General features: G+C 67.2%; 14 protein-coding genes and 1 pseudogene. 2 read left to right on the top strand and 13 right to left on the bottom strand.

Translation table 11 applies throughout. From position 1 onward, the window contains the following. Window positions 1–149: 149 nt before the first annotated feature. Window positions 150–635 (bottom strand): GNAT family N-acetyltransferase, encoded by a 486-nt coding sequence (locus RM423_RS14000; protein WP_311423653.1) that lies wholly within the window; start codon window positions 633–635, stop codon window positions 150–152. A 64-nt stretch (window positions 636–699) separates the two neighbouring features. Between RM423_RS14000 and RM423_RS25650 the strand changes: the two are divergent. Beyond that, window positions 700–1211: pseudogene (locus tag RM423_RS25650) on the top strand (GNAT family N-acetyltransferase). 187 nt (window positions 1212–1398) lie between these two features. On the opposite strand, the gene RM423_RS13995 reads toward RM423_RS25650, so the two are convergent. The 11 genes from RM423_RS13995 to RM423_RS13945 form a co-directional block, all read right to left on the bottom strand. Beyond that, window positions 1399–2328 carry an NADP-dependent oxidoreductase gene (locus tag RM423_RS13995; protein WP_311423652.1) on the bottom strand — a complete coding sequence of 310 codons (930 nt, stop codon included), beginning with the start codon at window positions 2326–2328 and terminating at the stop codon, window positions 1399–1401. A gap of 701 nt (window positions 2329–3029) precedes the next feature. Further along, the gene (locus RM423_RS13990; protein WP_311423651.1) at window positions 3030–3212 is read right to left on the bottom strand and encodes a hypothetical protein; all 183 of its coding nucleotides are present in this window, start codon (window positions 3210–3212) and stop codon (window positions 3030–3032) included. Continuing rightward, the gene (locus RM423_RS13985; RefSeq protein ID WP_311423650.1) at window positions 3209–3580 is read right to left on the bottom strand and encodes a hypothetical protein; all 372 of its coding nucleotides are present in this window, start codon (window positions 3578–3580) and stop codon (window positions 3209–3211) included. Before RM423_RS13985 ends, RM423_RS13990 begins: the two co-directional genes overlap by 4 nt. Next, window positions 3577–4149 carry a hypothetical protein gene (locus RM423_RS13980; protein ID WP_311423649.1) on the bottom strand — a complete coding sequence of 191 codons (573 nt, stop codon included), beginning with the start codon at window positions 4147–4149 and terminating at the stop codon, window positions 3577–3579. The genes RM423_RS13985 and RM423_RS13980 overlap by 4 nt, the downstream gene beginning before the upstream one ends. A 24-nt stretch (window positions 4150–4173) precedes the next feature. Continuing rightward, on the bottom strand, window positions 4174–5346 hold the full coding sequence (locus RM423_RS13975; protein WP_311423648.1) for a coiled-coil domain-containing protein: 1173 nt from the start codon (window positions 5344–5346) through the stop codon (window positions 4174–4176). Window positions 5347–5834: 488 nt separating this feature from the next. Beyond that, window positions 5835–6236 (bottom strand): hypothetical protein, encoded by a 402-nt coding sequence (locus RM423_RS13970; protein WP_311423647.1) that lies wholly within the window; start codon window positions 6234–6236, stop codon window positions 5835–5837. A 326-nt stretch (window positions 6237–6562) separates the two neighbouring features. Further along, complete coding sequence (locus RM423_RS13965) at window positions 6563–7381, bottom strand: ParA family protein (protein ID WP_311423646.1); 819 nt, start codon at window positions 7379–7381, stop codon at window positions 6563–6565. A gap of 443 nt (window positions 7382–7824) precedes the next feature. Then, entirely contained in the window at window positions 7825–8379 is a 555-nt protein-coding gene (locus RM423_RS13960) for a hypothetical protein (RefSeq protein WP_311423645.1), read from the bottom strand. Beyond that, entirely contained in the window at window positions 8376–10301 is a 1926-nt protein-coding gene (locus tag RM423_RS13955) for a hypothetical protein (protein ID WP_311423644.1), read from the bottom strand. The genes RM423_RS13960 and RM423_RS13955 overlap by 4 nt, the downstream gene beginning before the upstream one ends. Window positions 10302–10789: 488 nt before the next feature. Then, window positions 10790–11236 carry a hypothetical protein gene (locus RM423_RS13950; protein WP_311423643.1) on the bottom strand — a complete coding sequence of 149 codons (447 nt, stop codon included), beginning with the start codon at window positions 11234–11236 and terminating at the stop codon, window positions 10790–10792. A 449-nt stretch (window positions 11237–11685) separates the two neighbouring features. Continuing rightward, window positions 11686–11820 carry a hypothetical protein gene (locus RM423_RS13945; protein WP_311423642.1) on the bottom strand — a complete coding sequence of 45 codons (135 nt, stop codon included), beginning with the start codon at window positions 11818–11820 and terminating at the stop codon, window positions 11686–11688. Between the two features lie 338 nt (window positions 11821–12158). Here RM423_RS13945 and RM423_RS13940 point away from each other — a divergent pair, with 338 nt between their 5' ends. Next, window positions 12159–12383 carry a hypothetical protein gene (locus tag RM423_RS13940; protein WP_311423641.1) on the top strand — a complete coding sequence of 75 codons (225 nt, stop codon included), beginning with the start codon at window positions 12159–12161 and terminating at the stop codon, window positions 12381–12383. A 527-nt stretch (window positions 12384–12910) separates the two neighbouring features. Here RM423_RS13940 and RM423_RS13935 read toward each other — a convergent pair. Next, window positions 12911–13363 (bottom strand): winged helix-turn-helix transcriptional regulator, encoded by a 453-nt coding sequence (locus tag RM423_RS13935; RefSeq protein WP_311423640.1) that lies wholly within the window; start codon window positions 13361–13363, stop codon window positions 12911–12913. Window positions 13364–13419 lie beyond the last annotated feature (56 nt).

Below are 13419 nucleotides of genomic sequence, written 5' to 3'. Positions count from 1 at the left end.
TTGCTGCGAGCAGAGCAGCAAGCCTGCGCCCGAGACCCCTACAGGCGACTCGCCTCCCAGCTCCACGTGCTGGCACGGCAACCGGACCATGCCCAACTGCACAAGCCAACTGCTCGGTAGAGGATCGCTGAGCGGGGTGCTATGCGCATTCACAAAGCGACCCAATAGTGACGCGCGAGCCCGTGGCCGTCCTCCAGGGTCTGCTGGAGGACACCGCCGCAACGCTCGATCGTTTTGATCGACGCGAGGTTTGCGTCACGACAGACCAACCCGCACCCCGGCATCGCAGCGTCACGAGCCCGACATAGAACCTCTGTCAGAGCCCAGGTAGCAACACCTCGCCGGCGTGCCGAGGGGCGGATGCCGTACCCGATATGCCCGATCACTCGGTGGTCGATCTCGGAGTAGGGCCGCAAGGCGATGCCGCCCAAGACTGCGTCACCTTCAATAATCCACCAGAAAGTTTCTGGCCCGGAATGCAGCCATTCGACCCACGCGCTGAATACCTCTGCGCTCTCCAGGTCGTCGCCGGCTCGTACCGCGAAACCTTCTTCGTGCAGGCCTGGACCCCACTCACGGTGCGACTTCAGCCACTCTTCGTGCCGGTCGCAATCCGGGCTCACCAGTTCCAGCATTCCGTGATGTTACGCACTGGAGGCGGATCCCAAATCGGCTTGCGCCAGCCGCGACAATTTACGTATGCCGCAACCGACTCTGCATACCGAGCGAATCGTCCTCGTGCCGCTTGCTGAGGAGCACCTCGAGTTCGAAGTTGAACTGGACTCAGATCCGGAAGTGATGCGATACATCACTGGACGTGCCAGGTCGCGCGTCGAGACTGAGCAGGCGCACGATCGTCGGCGGCTTGCCGCCCAGGAGGTCCCAGGGCTGGGGTTCTGGGTCGGTTTCGTCGACGGTGTCTTCGTTGGTTGGTGGATCCTGCAGCCGCCGAATGGGCCAGATCAGCCAGCAGTCGCCGGGGAGGCAGAGCTGGGTTACCGGCTGCTGCGCAGATTTGGCGCTGCGGGTACGCCAGTGAGGGCGCGGGTGAGCTCATCCGCTATGGCTTCGCTGGCGTAGGGCTGACTCGGATTTTCGCTCAGACTATGGCCGCCAACACTGCCTCCCGGGCCACGATGACAAGCACCGGTCTCATTTTTGTTCGCGCGTTTGCCTCCAGCGAAACGATTCCTGACGCGCAAGCGACCTAGCAGACCAGGTCATCCACCGTGTCACTCAGGGAACCGGCTACGGGACAGGGAGCGAGTTCCCGCGGTCGGAGAATCTCGCCGGCCTGCCGTCGGTTGTGTGTTCCTCCTGTGCATGGGCGACGGGTTGGCGGTCACGGCGTAGGTGATGGCTGCAGGCTGGCCGATGCCGCAAACGCGGCAGCGCGTTTCAGCTGGCTGAGGCCAGGAGGACGACCTTGCCGCGCGTGTGCCGCTCGGCCAGCTGCGTGTACGCTTCGCGCACCTGCGCCAGCGGGAAGGTCGCCGCGATCGGGATCGTCAGCTCACCGGACTCGATCAGTCTTGCGAGGTCGGCGAGCACGTCGGCGGAGGTGACCTGGTAACCGAACACGGTCTTGGCGCCGAACCTCTCGGCGGCGTTGAAGTCGATGATCGTGACCACCCGATCGGCAGCGACGCCAAGCCCGGTGACGAGTTCGACGTACCCGCCGCCGAAGGCGTCGTAGGCGGCATCGATGCCCTCGGGCGCGGCTTCGTGCAGCCGGTGCCCGAGGGCGTGGCCGTGGTGCACGGGCTCGGCGCCGACCGATCGCACCCACTTGTCGTTCGCGGGTCCAGCCACGGCGAGCACGCGCACGCCTTCGTTGACGAGAAGTTGGGTCAGGATCGATCCGACGCCGCCGGTCGCTCCGAATACGACGGCGGTCTCGCCCGAGTCGATGGGCACGGCGTCGGCCATGCCGTGGGCGGTGCCGCCGGCGACGTACAGCGAACCTGCCTGTTCCCACGACACCGACGGTGGCCGCGGGGTGAGTTGATCGGCGGGCACCGTGACGAACTCGGCCTGTGCGGCCCGCTCGTCGGTCCAGCCGATGACCTCATCGCCGATGTTCCAGCCGCCCACCTGGTCGCCGACCTCGACGACGCGCCCGGCAAGATCGCTGCCCTGGCCCGACGGGAAGGTCGACGGTGCCACCTCGGCCATCGCGCCCTCGCGGATCATTATCTCGCCCGGGTTGATCGACGTCGCGGCGACCTCTACAAGGACCTGGTCCGGCCCCGGCGTCGGCCGCGCGACCTCGACCACCTCGAGCACGTCCACAGGTCCGTAACGATCGAAACGCACAGCGTGTGGCATGTCGTCGACAGTAGCTCGCGCGGGCTAACGCTTCACCGGGCCCCCGGGCCCCCAGGTGCCCGCGCGAACCGCTTGAGGATCGCTGACCGGGCAGTGGACGCTCGCTGGTTGACCAGTGTGTCGGGCGGCAATCCGCCCCGACAGACGCTTTTAGGATCGTGCGGTGGCCCATCCTCCGATCGAGCCGTTCGATCACGGATCGATAGAGGTGGCGGGTGGGAACACGATCTACCGGGAGACGTCTGGCAACCCGGCCGGTAAGCCGGTGCTCTTCCTGCACGGCGGTCCGGGAAGTGGCCTCGGGGAGGGGGGTACCGCCGTCAGATGGACCCGGCGAAGCACCTGATTGTGGGGATTGATCAGCGCGGCTGCGGTCGAAGTCGCCCTTTGATCACCTGGCTCTCGGGTTAGCGGAGGCCGCTTCGGCCGTCAGAGATCGAGGTGGCGGGCACGGGCCAGGATGTTCGCGATGTGCCCGAGGCCGCGTTGGCGCAGGATCGGAATGAACACGTGCATGGGTGGCGTGTTGCTCCGGTAAGGGTTGGCGCAGGATCCGCGTGGGCGTGCTTAGGCGACCTTGGCGATGACGGGATCGACCTTGTCCACCACCACGCAGCGGGATCAGTGCTCGTGCGGCCGACACGTGGTCACGGCTAACCCACGGCTTCGCCCATGGCCGGGCCGGCCTCTGGATGGGCTGTTCAGCCGGCTTTCGGTAATTCCTCGGGTAGCGGGCGGCCAGCGTCGGCGGCGACCTTGGGGTCGACATCGTGTTTGAGCAACTTCGCCTGGCGGACGAGCAGGCGGGCGAGCATGGTTCGCGCGGTTTCCAGTTCCGCGTCGTCGCGGAAGGTGAACCGGCTGGGTGTCGCCGTGGCGGTCATCGTGACCCTCCTTCATCCTCGGGCCCATTGTGCGCCTGATGCCGTGCCGTTGGCGAGTGTGTGGGTAGCTCGGCGTAGACGTGGCGGGTGTATCGCTCGGCGAAGGCGATCAGGTCCTCGTCGTGCAACCGGCGCGCGGTCGCGGTGAGTTGGTCGAGCATGCTGGCCGTGAGGGTAATGCCGAGGTCGCCGGCCGAGTGATCCACGACCCAGGTGAACCGTGCCCACCATTGGTCCTTACGGCCAGTATGGGCGCGCTGCTGGACGGTGATCAGAACGCCTGCGGCCGCGATCAGGGCAGCGACCACGGCCATGAGGCCACCGAAGCCGGCGGTGTGGGTGAACGGATCGGCCAGCGGCATCCTCATGCCGCACCGTGGCGCTGCCGGGCGATGTGATCGTTGAGGATGCCTTCGGCGTAGTCGATGTGTTCGGCGATGAGTTGCTGGTAGGCGTCCTCGGCGGCGGCGATGAGCTGGAGCAGGCTGTCGACGTCCTGGACTCGGGGTGCCCGGTGCGGGATCGGTAGGCACGTACGCATGGCGGCTTCTACGTCGGCCAGGACCTCGGCCGGGTCTGGGGTGATCCCGGCGGCGACGCGACGGTCGTGGTGGTAGCAGACCATCTCGGCGGTGGCGTCCCATTCGCTGGTGAGGTCATCGACGCCGGACAGCAGGACGCCGAGTCGCCGATGCAGCAGCCGGACATCCCAGCCGGTGACGTGCAGTCGGCTGTCTTCCAGATCGTGTCCGCTGATGCCGTGGGAGTTCAGGGCGGTGAGCGCTTCTCGTGCGTGTGGCCAGGACGACATCCGCACCCAGGTGCTGCCATCGAGCGGGTCACGGGCAGCCTCGACGACGGTGCCGGTGCCGCTGCGGGCCGTGGCCTGGCCGCAGATGCCAATCACCAGTTCGGTGTCGACGGTGGGTGCGCTCATTGTCATCTCCTCGGGTGCTCGCTGCTACGCCGGCGGCGTGGATCGCTGGACGGGCTTGCGGGTGCGTGCCCGCGGTGGTTTCGCGGTCACCGGTTCGGCTTCAGCGGGTGCCTGGCCGAGGGCCGCTCGGGTGGCCTCGGCCAGGCTGGCCGTGAGCCGGTCCCGATCCCGATCGTCGCTGAGTTCGGTGATCCGGGCTCGCGTCTGCTCGAGCTGCGCTTCCAACCGAGTGGCGGCCTTCTCAACGCTGACTCGTTCCCGGTCGGCGGCGGCACGGGCGGCCTCGGCCCGGTCGGTGCGGGTGTTGGCCTCGTCGGCGCGTTGGTCAGCTGCGGCCAGTTGAGCCTCCAGGCGTGCCTGCGCGGCGTGGCTGGTGTCCAGCTCGTCGCGGGTGCTGGTGAGCTGGCGCTCCAGGCCGCCGGCCCGGGTGGTGCTGTCGCCCAGCCTGGTTTCCAGCTGCCCGATCGACTTCTCCGCTGCGGCGCGTTCGCGATCGGCCCGGGCTGTCACCTCGCCGGCGCGGCGGGTCTCGGCGCGCAGCTGCTCCTGAGTCGAGGCCAGCTCCCGGGCCAGCTCGGCCTCGCGCGCCTGGAGCTGGTCCCGCTCCCCCGTGCTGGTGGTCAACTCGTCGGTCAAGGACCGCACCGCGGCGCTAACGGCCGCGAGCTCGTCGAGGGCGGCCTGCCGTGCTCGGTCGGCCTCGATCCAGGCAGCATTAGCCTGCTGCAGCTGATCCTCCAGCTCCTGCGCCGCCTCGTTGGCCTCGACCAGTTCGGCCTTCGCGTGCCGCGCGGTGGCCTCGGCCCGGTTGCGCGCGACCTCGGCCGCCGCAACCTGCTGGGCGGCCTCGGCCGCGACGGTCTCCACCTGCGCGGCCGCAGCATCCGGATCGGTCAGGATGCGCATCTCTTCGACGGCGCGGGCCAGCTGCCCGCCCAGCTGCTCGGCGGTCTTGACCAGCTCATCGCGCAGCATCCCGGCCCTTGCGGTGGCCATCGCGACCGGGCGGCCCATGTCCTCAGACTCCCCCATGCCCGCACTGGTGCCGGCTCGCCGGGCCCGCCAGGCACGCACCGCGGTGTGCCCGGCGTCCTCGCAGTATTCGGCCGGGCGACCCGGCGCGCCGGTGGCCTGCTCCACCGTGCGACGGCAGCCAGGGAACTTGCAGATCCGGGTGCTGGTGGCGGGCGACGTCATAGCCGAAGCATATCACGGAAGGTAATAAATAAATGAAATGAAATGAAATGATTCCACCGAATGACTAACCCAGTTTCCGGGACGTCGTTACGCACCACAGGGGGCAGCCAGACCAGCTGGTCGCCTGCTCGGCGTGCTCAAGGACGCAGGTGGGTGCCCGTCACCGCCGGAGGCTCTTGGCGATGTCGGCTTTCAGCGCGGCGACGGCGTTGGAGTCGGCTGCCAGCTGTGAACGCCGCCTGCGCGCTCGGAAGAAGGCGAACGAGACACCCGAGGAACAGCGGCAAGGCCGAGATCAGCGTCTGGCCCCCAGCGGAGGCTCTCCCGCCAGTCGTCGAGCTGCTCTCGATCACCGCCTCGGTCGCCAGCCGCAGCGCCCGAGCTGTGGGCCGGCCGCGAGCAGGTGCGTGGTGATCAGCACCGGTCCGGTTGTCCCGGCGACGACCCAGAAGCCGGCATGGTCCAGTGCCCCGGTTAGACCGCCGGGCTCAGGTCATGGTCTCGGTTTCGGGATTTCTCGGTTTCTCGGTTTCCACGTCGATGCCGAGGGCAACGAGGTAGCGGTACACCCCGGCGTTGGTGACGTCACGGACTCGAACCCGCACGCCCCGCACGTCGTGTTCGCGCAGCTTGGGCCGCAGCCGGACCAGCTTCTCTCGCACCGAGAATCGGACCCGGGTACCGAACTGGCGGGGCTCGGCCTTGCGCAGCGCCGGAGGCAATCCAGCGACCAGCGCGAGGATCTCCTCCGTGTCGGTCGGCAGGGCATCCAAGGCGAGATCGACCAGCCGCTCCCGGAAGACCCGCTCCCCCAGCCGCTCGGTCTCGTCCAGCTCCCAGCGGTTCAATGCGGATACCAGCTGCGGAGCCAGTTCAAGAGTCCACTTCACGACCTGGTCTCCCGATGCTTCCAGCCGTCCTTCCGGGCCGGTCAGCGGCTGCCGCGCCGTGACGGTCCGATCAGTGGGCTTGTGGGGTGGTGGCGGACCCGCTGCCCGGGATGGCTCGTTTCTGGGTTCGTCGGCCGCTGGCAAGCCGGGCGGAGTCGCGGTCTCCGGCGCTGCGCTTGTTTGCGGCACCAGCGCCAGCGGCGCGGCGGCGGGAAGTAGCTCCTCGCCGGTAGATCGTTGGGCGAGTGTGTTGATCCTACTGTCGAGCCGACGGCTGGCCGCCAGTCCGGCCATCCCTCCGCGCTTCGGAGCGGGTTTCGTCTCGGTCATCGGCTCGCCACTTCGAGGTCGGCCTCGTCGGTGATGCCGCGCAGCAGATCGGCTAGCTCATCACCGACTGCGCGGTAGATCCGGCCAATGTCGCGGTTGCGGTCGATGAGGGCGGTCGGCACACCTCCGAGGGAAGCCTTGGAGGCGTAGCGATTCACCGGGATGGCCGTCTTGAAGATGTGCAGCCCGGTCTCGCGGAGCTTGTCGAGGATGAATCGAGCCTCCTCGCCATCGCCCGACTTGTTGAGGAGTACGCCCAAGGTTTTCAGGTTCGGGTTGAGGGAGTTGCGGACCTGGGCGACCTTAGCGGCGTAGACGGTGGTCGAGGTGTAGGCCAGCGTTTGGGGCTCGGTGATGATGATGATGCCGTCCGAGGCGACCATCGCCACGACGGCTAGCCCCTCGACCTTAGGCGGGGTGTCGATGAAGCAGATGTCGTAGTCGTCCTTGACCGAGTCGAGCAGCTTGCGGAGCCGGGTCATGCCGGTGAGCGCGTCGAGGGCGATGTCGTGTTCGGCGCGGACCAACGCCCGCTCATCGCCCGGCAGCAGGTCGACACTCGGGGCGACGGAGCGGAGGACGACCTCCCTGAAGCTGGGCTTAGGACTTACCGAGTCGTTGAGCAGCTCCCCCACGCTGAATCCTTGGGGTGGGGTTTCCTGCCCGAAGCTGAACGTGAGGTGTGACTGTGGGTCGAGGTCGACGGCGAGTGTCCGCAGCCCGGTCTCTCCCGCGATGACTGCGAGGTTCGCCGTGACGGTCGTCTTGCCGACCCCGCCCTTTTGCTGGCCTGGGGTGACGACATACATCGGCATAGGAGTGCTCCTCAGCGCGGATCGGTGATGGACGGTCCCGCATCCGAGGCTAGGTCCCGGCAGCCCGATCGGCGGGGACCCCGGCCGCCGATCGGCGTGTCGGTTCGGCAGAGAGTTTGTCTCGCTGTCCGGTTGCATCTGTGTCCGATCCCAGGCAGGTCTGCGTGGCGGGGCGTACGTCAGCATCCTTGTCAGTTTGTCTTCACGTCACTGTGGCGTGCAGGCTGCTCGTCTGATTGCGTCTAGGGCGGGCCGGCCGGTCGGCATCTTGTAAGTGTGTTAGTTCGATCCCAAGGCAGCATGAAACCGTGCAACTCAGAAACTGAGAAATTGAGAAACAATGATGACGGTGGGATGCCCGGACGACCGTTCATCGCGGAACCGTACGAGCTACGGCGCGGGTCGTGGGGGAGGCGCGAGGGCGGCGGCCGATGCTCTGTCGCTCAATCGAGGTCCGCGTACGGCGGGGCGGAGCAGCTGGGGGAGCAGGCCAGCAACGAGCCGGGTTCGCCGTCGATTGAACCGATCTCAATGGCTTCATCGGCGTCCAGTCCGCAGCGGCAGAGCACGCAGTGCTTCGGGTCCAGTCGGCCCAGCTCTGCGATCCCCCGGGGGATCGCAACGGGGGAGTACACGCGTTGGCCGGCGTGGCGGCGCAGTCGCCCCAGCGCTTGGGCTCGGTACAGCTCGACCTGAGTGCTGAAGCGGTGCAGGGCGGTGAAGTCGCTACGGCTAGGTAGGCGAACGCTCTCGACATCGGCGCAACGGACACGCTCGGTCGGCCCGGGGCAGCGATGGCGCCGCAGGCAAGTCGGCGGGTGAGGGTCCGTCCCGTCGGGCTGAGTCGGCACCCGGTGGGGGAGCACTAGGAACCGGTCGCCGTCGGGCACGGAGGCAACCTGGAACTCGCCGGTGTCGAGAGTCTCGATCCCATCGGGAGCGGGCAGCCGCAACACGTCGCCCAGGCAGTCGGGGCACACCCCGGCACCGACCCTCATGCGGTCTCCTCGGTGATGAGCACCGCGCCCAAACTCTCGCGCAGGGTTTCCATCGCGGCTGCCTCCAGCTCGTCAGGTACGAGCCAGTTGGGACGACCTCCACCGATCGCCCGTCCTTCCTCCTCGCGAGTCGGTCGCGACGGGGCCTGAGCCGGGGGCGCCACGCCGGGCCACGCGACGGTGAACCGGTTGGGTTGGCGGCGTTCGGGCAGACCGTGGGCGATCCGCAGCATCTCGCGTTCGCGTCGCCAGCGCAGCACGAGGTCGTGGAGTCGGGTCCCGATCTTGTTCAGATGGGCGAACCGAGCGAGGGTGCGCCGGCCAAGGAGCCAACGTCCGTCGCGGCATCGAACGAGCTTGGCCTGGTGCAGTTCGTACAAGGTGGCATGCACGGTCCTGATCGGCATGTGAGCGGCCCGAGCGAGGTCGGCTGCAGTACTTGAGCCTGCAGCCCGACTGAGGGCCGTGTAAAGCCGATAGGCAGGCTTGCACAGGGCGCTGAACGCGGGGTGGATGCCGTACGGCGCCGGCGGCAGGCCAGCCTCTTCAGGGATGTCGTTGAGATAGCGGTCAGGGATGCGCAATTCGTAGATGTCGGGGTCGACACCCCTGTCGGATTCGACGAGCAGGATGAACGGGTCGTCTTCGGATGCCAACAATTTGAGGGTCTTCGCAACCGTGCTGTGGTCCAGCACCGTCCCGGCGCCCATGGACAGGTGCCTCACTCCGAACGCAGGGTAGATGGTCTGGGTGCGGCGGGCGGCATCTCCCAGGGCCAGCAGGACCATCTCCACTCCGTACGAGCGCGCGCTGTTCCACCGATCGCCGGTGAGTGCCAGCTGAAGGGCAGCCGTCCAGCGGCGCAGGTGCAGTCGCGATCCGGAACCCTCCCCCCGCCGTGGTCGCGTAGCGCTGGTGTGGATTCTGTGCGCTGGGCTCTCATCGAGCTTGGCTAGGCACCGTTGGATGTCGCCGAGGAGGGCCTTCGGCGTGTACTTGCCGTACTTGGCCTCATAAAGCGCGGCCAAGCCTCCCCAGCGCCCGGTGAACACCTGCTCGGTGATGGAGTCGGCGTCCCAGCCCCGGCATAGCGCGTGCATCACCACGGCCCCCCGTGCCTGCGAGGGCGTTTCGTATCGGCGCGTGTCGTAGTGGCCGGTGACGGCGATCCCGGCGTAGTCGGGGGTAAGCGGGAGTCGTTGTCCGGCCCCGGCGGCCTCGCGAGCTGGCAGGTAGAGATCCGTCACCTGCGGGCTCGGCGCGGGCTGGGGGATCAGGGCCAGGAACGCCGACCAGCTCGCCGGACTCGTACGTCGGGTGACCGCCGACAGCGCGGCGGGTAGCGGGGTGACCAGCCGCTGGTGGCCGCCGGTGCGGTGCGCGGCACCGGGCGGCCGGATGCAGCCCTCGGACATGTTGACCAGCGGACCGATGTCGAAGGTGGGCAGCTGGCTGGAAGATTTGAGGGACTTGGCCATCGGAGCGACGTCGGCGAAACTCCGCGGCTGCTCGAGGAAGACGTAGACGTGACGGCCGCCTGAGGGTGACTCGTCGATGAGGTAGGAGCATCCGGCCTCGATCAGCCAGTTGGTCAGGCGTTCGCAGTCGCGCAGTACTGCTCCCCGGGAGGCGCCCTTCTTGCAGTCGAGGTCGAAGGCCACGCACCGGGTTTCACCGGTCGCGTCGTACGTGCGCACCGCTGCGGGCTCGGTCGGACGCTGCCGGGGGTCGAGGTTGCGCTCGAAGGCGCGGCGGTAGTCGCGGTAGTTCTTGGACACCCGGATCCGGCCGCAGGCCGCGACGGCAGGGGCGAAGTGGAACCACAAGAGATCGGCCTTCGGCGTGTCGAAGTCTGAATCTGTGGTCGGGACTGTGAGGGCGTGGCTATAGTCGATGACGCGGACCTCCCGTCGTGGGGGCACGAAAAACGGAGCTACTCGGCAGAGGAACTCTTGACCTGATCGAGCTGGTGCGGGAACACCGGCACGGTCAGCAATACTTTGGCGGCGGCAAGGGCGGGAACCCTTCCGTCGCCGCTTTACGTCCGGGGTGCGATAGGCGCTCCACCCCTTCCGCTGTGGGTCCGGTCGTCGTCGTCGTGCGTTGTCGCACGGCGGCCCACTCCGGCAGGTGCCGAGGGAAAGTTGGAGGGTGCCAGGCCGCTCTCGAAAGGCGCCGCTGGCATCTGGTGCGCGACCACGCTCGGCGTGTCGCAGCAAGAGTTCCGCGCGGATGCACCGGTGCGCTGGCTATAGTCCACGGCGGAACTCCTTTCGGGTATGACGAATCCGGATGGGATTTGGCCTAACAACTTCACAGGTCGGCGGTGCTGCAAACACCGGGCGATCAGAACGCTCTAGCGAACACGGCGGCGGTTGGGTCTTGGCGGACCCTCCGCCGCCGCCGCTGTTTAGGAAGCCCTTTTGAGGGGCAGCACCTCCTGCGGCTGGATGTCCTGCGTGCGCTTGGTCCGCTCGCTCGGAAGGGGGAGCCGAGGCCGGTAGCGCTCGGCGAGGATGTCTGCCATCAGCAGGCTGTAGGACAGACCCCTCTCCGCGACCTCAGCCTCGAAGGCTGCCTGCACGTCCCGGGGTAGTCGGGTGGAGTAGAGGGGCCTGGGCCGGACACGCCTGCGCGGCTTGTCGACGGCCAGCTCCTCTTGGTCCTGGGAGATGTCGGTCTTTGTGCGGAAGCGTTCGCTCGGCCGTTGCAGCCCGTAGCGATCAGCGACCAGATCGGCCAGGTGCTGGCTGAACGAGACTCCGGTGTCCACTGCGGCGCGCGCGAATGCTCGGGATACGTCCTCCGGCGGCCGGGTCGAATAGAGCTTACGTTCGCCCATGTTCGGCTGTGCCATCGTTGGTCTCCTCGCGCCGCCTGCTGCCGGTTCTCGTATATCTAAGCGGCTCTGCGTATCTGCTACGGCAAGGCGCGCCGGTCAGGCCGCGTATCTGCTACGCGCGGTCCGCGACTACCCAGCCCGAGGCACGATCCTGGACACCCCGCATTTGCTGGGGATAGGAGACGCCGGCAGCCCCTCAATCGGGTCCTTTGGGCGCAATGCACGCGTGCACCGGAACGACCGGCAACTTAGACCTTTTTGTCAGGCCTAGGACGAATATGGCCCAGTGTGGGGGAAGGTGCCGTCGCAGCCGTCCATATTAGACGGCGAACTGCAGGACCCCGACCGCGTTTCCCGTGAGACGCTGCACATCGTCGACTTCGCCGCATCGGTCGAAACCCACTCGAACTGGTGGAGCGGCGGCAAGCCCACCGCCGCCGGTCTGGCCAACCTCGCCCAGACCCTCACCGGCTACCTCGGCGGATCCACCCCGGCAGCTCACCATCCGCGCCGGCGTCGGCAAACATCACCGTCGCCTCGACCACGAACTTCGCCGACAGCTTCGACCTCGACGGCGAACGCCTCACCAACGCCCGCACCATCGTCTCCTTCGGCGACGGGATGAGCGCACCGACCGCGCCAAGGTCATCGCGGTGGCCACCGCGATCCAGGAAAGCAGGCTCTGATCAGCATCAAGGCGCCCCCGTCCGTGTTCGGGATCTTCCAACAGACCCCTCCAGGGTGGGGCACCGTCGCCCATGTCGAGGGCGCGCCCACGCCGCTACCTCGTTCTACACGCGCCTGCTCAAAGTCCCCGTCTCCGTCCTGCACCTTGCCGAACGTGCCGTCCTGCGCAGCAGGTAGCCGTCCGGGCGGCCAGTACCGCATCATATGGACCACCTAATTCATCGACCCGGACATCGAGCAGCCTGGCTGTGTGACCATCTATGCACAGCGCCTCGACGAACGCGCTCGCACCGTCCGTCCGAATGACTCGCGACCCGCGGCTCTCCAGGTACGCGGCGTCCCAACCCGGGCCGCTGCCGAACTCGAGCACCGTCCCGACACCGACGAGATCAGCAACCTGGTCCAGGTATGCCAGAACCGAAGCTCCTGGCGGCGCGGACTGCTCGACGTACCGACCCGCAGCCGCGTTGTATGACGCAAGGGTTACGTCATTAGGCGAACCGACCGGCCCGTCGCCTGCCCCGGAGTCACCCCTGGATCATCGCACGGCAAACCAGCGCACCATGGCACAAGCCGAACGACGATCGAGACTGCTAACCGGGCAACTCGCTCACATACGCGGATCGTTCACCCACTGAACGCGAGCTTGGAGGGGCACCTGGATTTAGTTTGATCCACACCGGCTCTTCGTAGGGTGAGTCGTGCTCGCACCGCCATTCGGTGAGCAGATGTTCGGGCCGGCCATTCGCATTGTTACGTTCGGCGTAGCCGTGGACCAAGGTCAGCACGACCGCGGACCTACCCTGGCACTGCACACACTGCGGGTTGGGCTCGGCGTTCCGGCGGTCGTTGGTGCGGTGAGTTCTCATGAACAACATCATGATGGTGACCGTCCGTCCGCTGGGTCCGGTATGTGGGCCTCACGGTAAGTGGCGCGCTTCTGTCAGCGAGAGATGGCGCGATCGCTGTCCGAAGAGGATCGCTCACCGGTGTTAAGTCCGGTTAGGTAGCCGCGCCCGGTCCGGGGAGCAGATCTACGTCGGTGGCGTGCATCTGCTTACCGCAGCGTGTGCACAGGAGCCCGGCGCCGCTTATCTCGCCGCACCCGTGGTGGCGGTAGAGGACTGGTGGGCCGGCCTTGCCGGAAAGCCATCGGTCACCCCAGCCGGCCATCACCATCAGGACATCGACGAGGTCGCTGCCTTTGTCGGTGAGCACGTACTCGTGGCGGGGTCGCCGGTCGTAGGGACGGCGTGTGAGGACGCCGTGCTCGACGAGGTGGTTCAGTCGCTCCGTCAGGACTTTGCGCGAGATGCCGAGGTCGGCCTGGATCTGGTCGAATCGGGTGAGCCCTGCCCAAACGTCACGCAGGATCAGGGGTGACCAGGGCTCGCCGATGACGTGGAGGGTGCGCGCGATCGAGCAGGTGATGTCGCCGAAGTTCGTGCGCTGCATGGCACTAGCGTAGCAATTAGAGTTCCCTTACGGAACGCCGTTTGCTATGGTCTTCG

This window comes from Jatrophihabitans lederbergiae (genome assembly GCF_031845305.1).
GTDB lineage: Bacteria > Actinomycetota > Actinomycetes > Mycobacteriales > Jatrophihabitantaceae > Jatrophihabitans_A > Jatrophihabitans_A lederbergiae.
The sequence above is the reverse complement of the archived record's forward strand: the minus strand, read 5'-3'. Positions and strand labels throughout refer to the sequence as shown.

Bases quoted from the DNA above. Each gene is read 5' to 3' on its own strand.
- RM423_RS13975 (WP_311423648.1), bottom strand. From the start codon at position 5,346: ATGACGTCGCCCGCCACCAGCACCCGGATCTGCAAGTTCCCTGGCTGC.
- RM423_RS14000 (WP_311423653.1), bottom strand. From the start codon at position 635: ATGCTGGAACTGGTGAGCCCGGATTGCGACCGGCACGAAGAGTGGCTG.
- RM423_RS13995 (WP_311423652.1), bottom strand. From the start codon at position 2,328: ATGCCACACGCTGTGCGTTTCGATCGTTACGGACCTGTGGACGTGCTC.
- RM423_RS13990 (WP_311423651.1), bottom strand. From the start codon at position 3,212: ATGACCGCCACGGCGACACCCAGCCGGTTCACCTTCCGCGACGACGCG.
- RM423_RS13950 (WP_311423643.1), bottom strand. From the start codon at position 11,236: ATGGCACAGCCGAACATGGGCGAACGTAAGCTCTATTCGACCCGGCCG.
- RM423_RS13965 (WP_311423646.1), bottom strand. From the start codon at position 7,381: ATGCCGATGTATGTCGTCACCCCAGGCCAGCAAAAGGGCGGGGTCGGC.
- RM423_RS13985 (WP_311423650.1), bottom strand. From the start codon at position 3,580: ATGAGGATGCCGCTGGCCGATCCGTTCACCCACACCGCCGGCTTCGGT.
- RM423_RS13935 (WP_311423640.1), bottom strand. From the start codon at position 13,363: ATGCAGCGCACGAACTTCGGCGACATCACCTGCTCGATCGCGCGCACC.
- RM423_RS13960 (WP_311423645.1), bottom strand. From the start codon at position 8,379: ATGAGGGTCGGTGCCGGGGTGTGCCCCGACTGCCTGGGCGACGTGTTG.
- RM423_RS13980 (WP_311423649.1), bottom strand. From the start codon at position 4,149: ATGAGCGCACCCACCGTCGACACCGAACTGGTGATTGGCATCTGCGGC.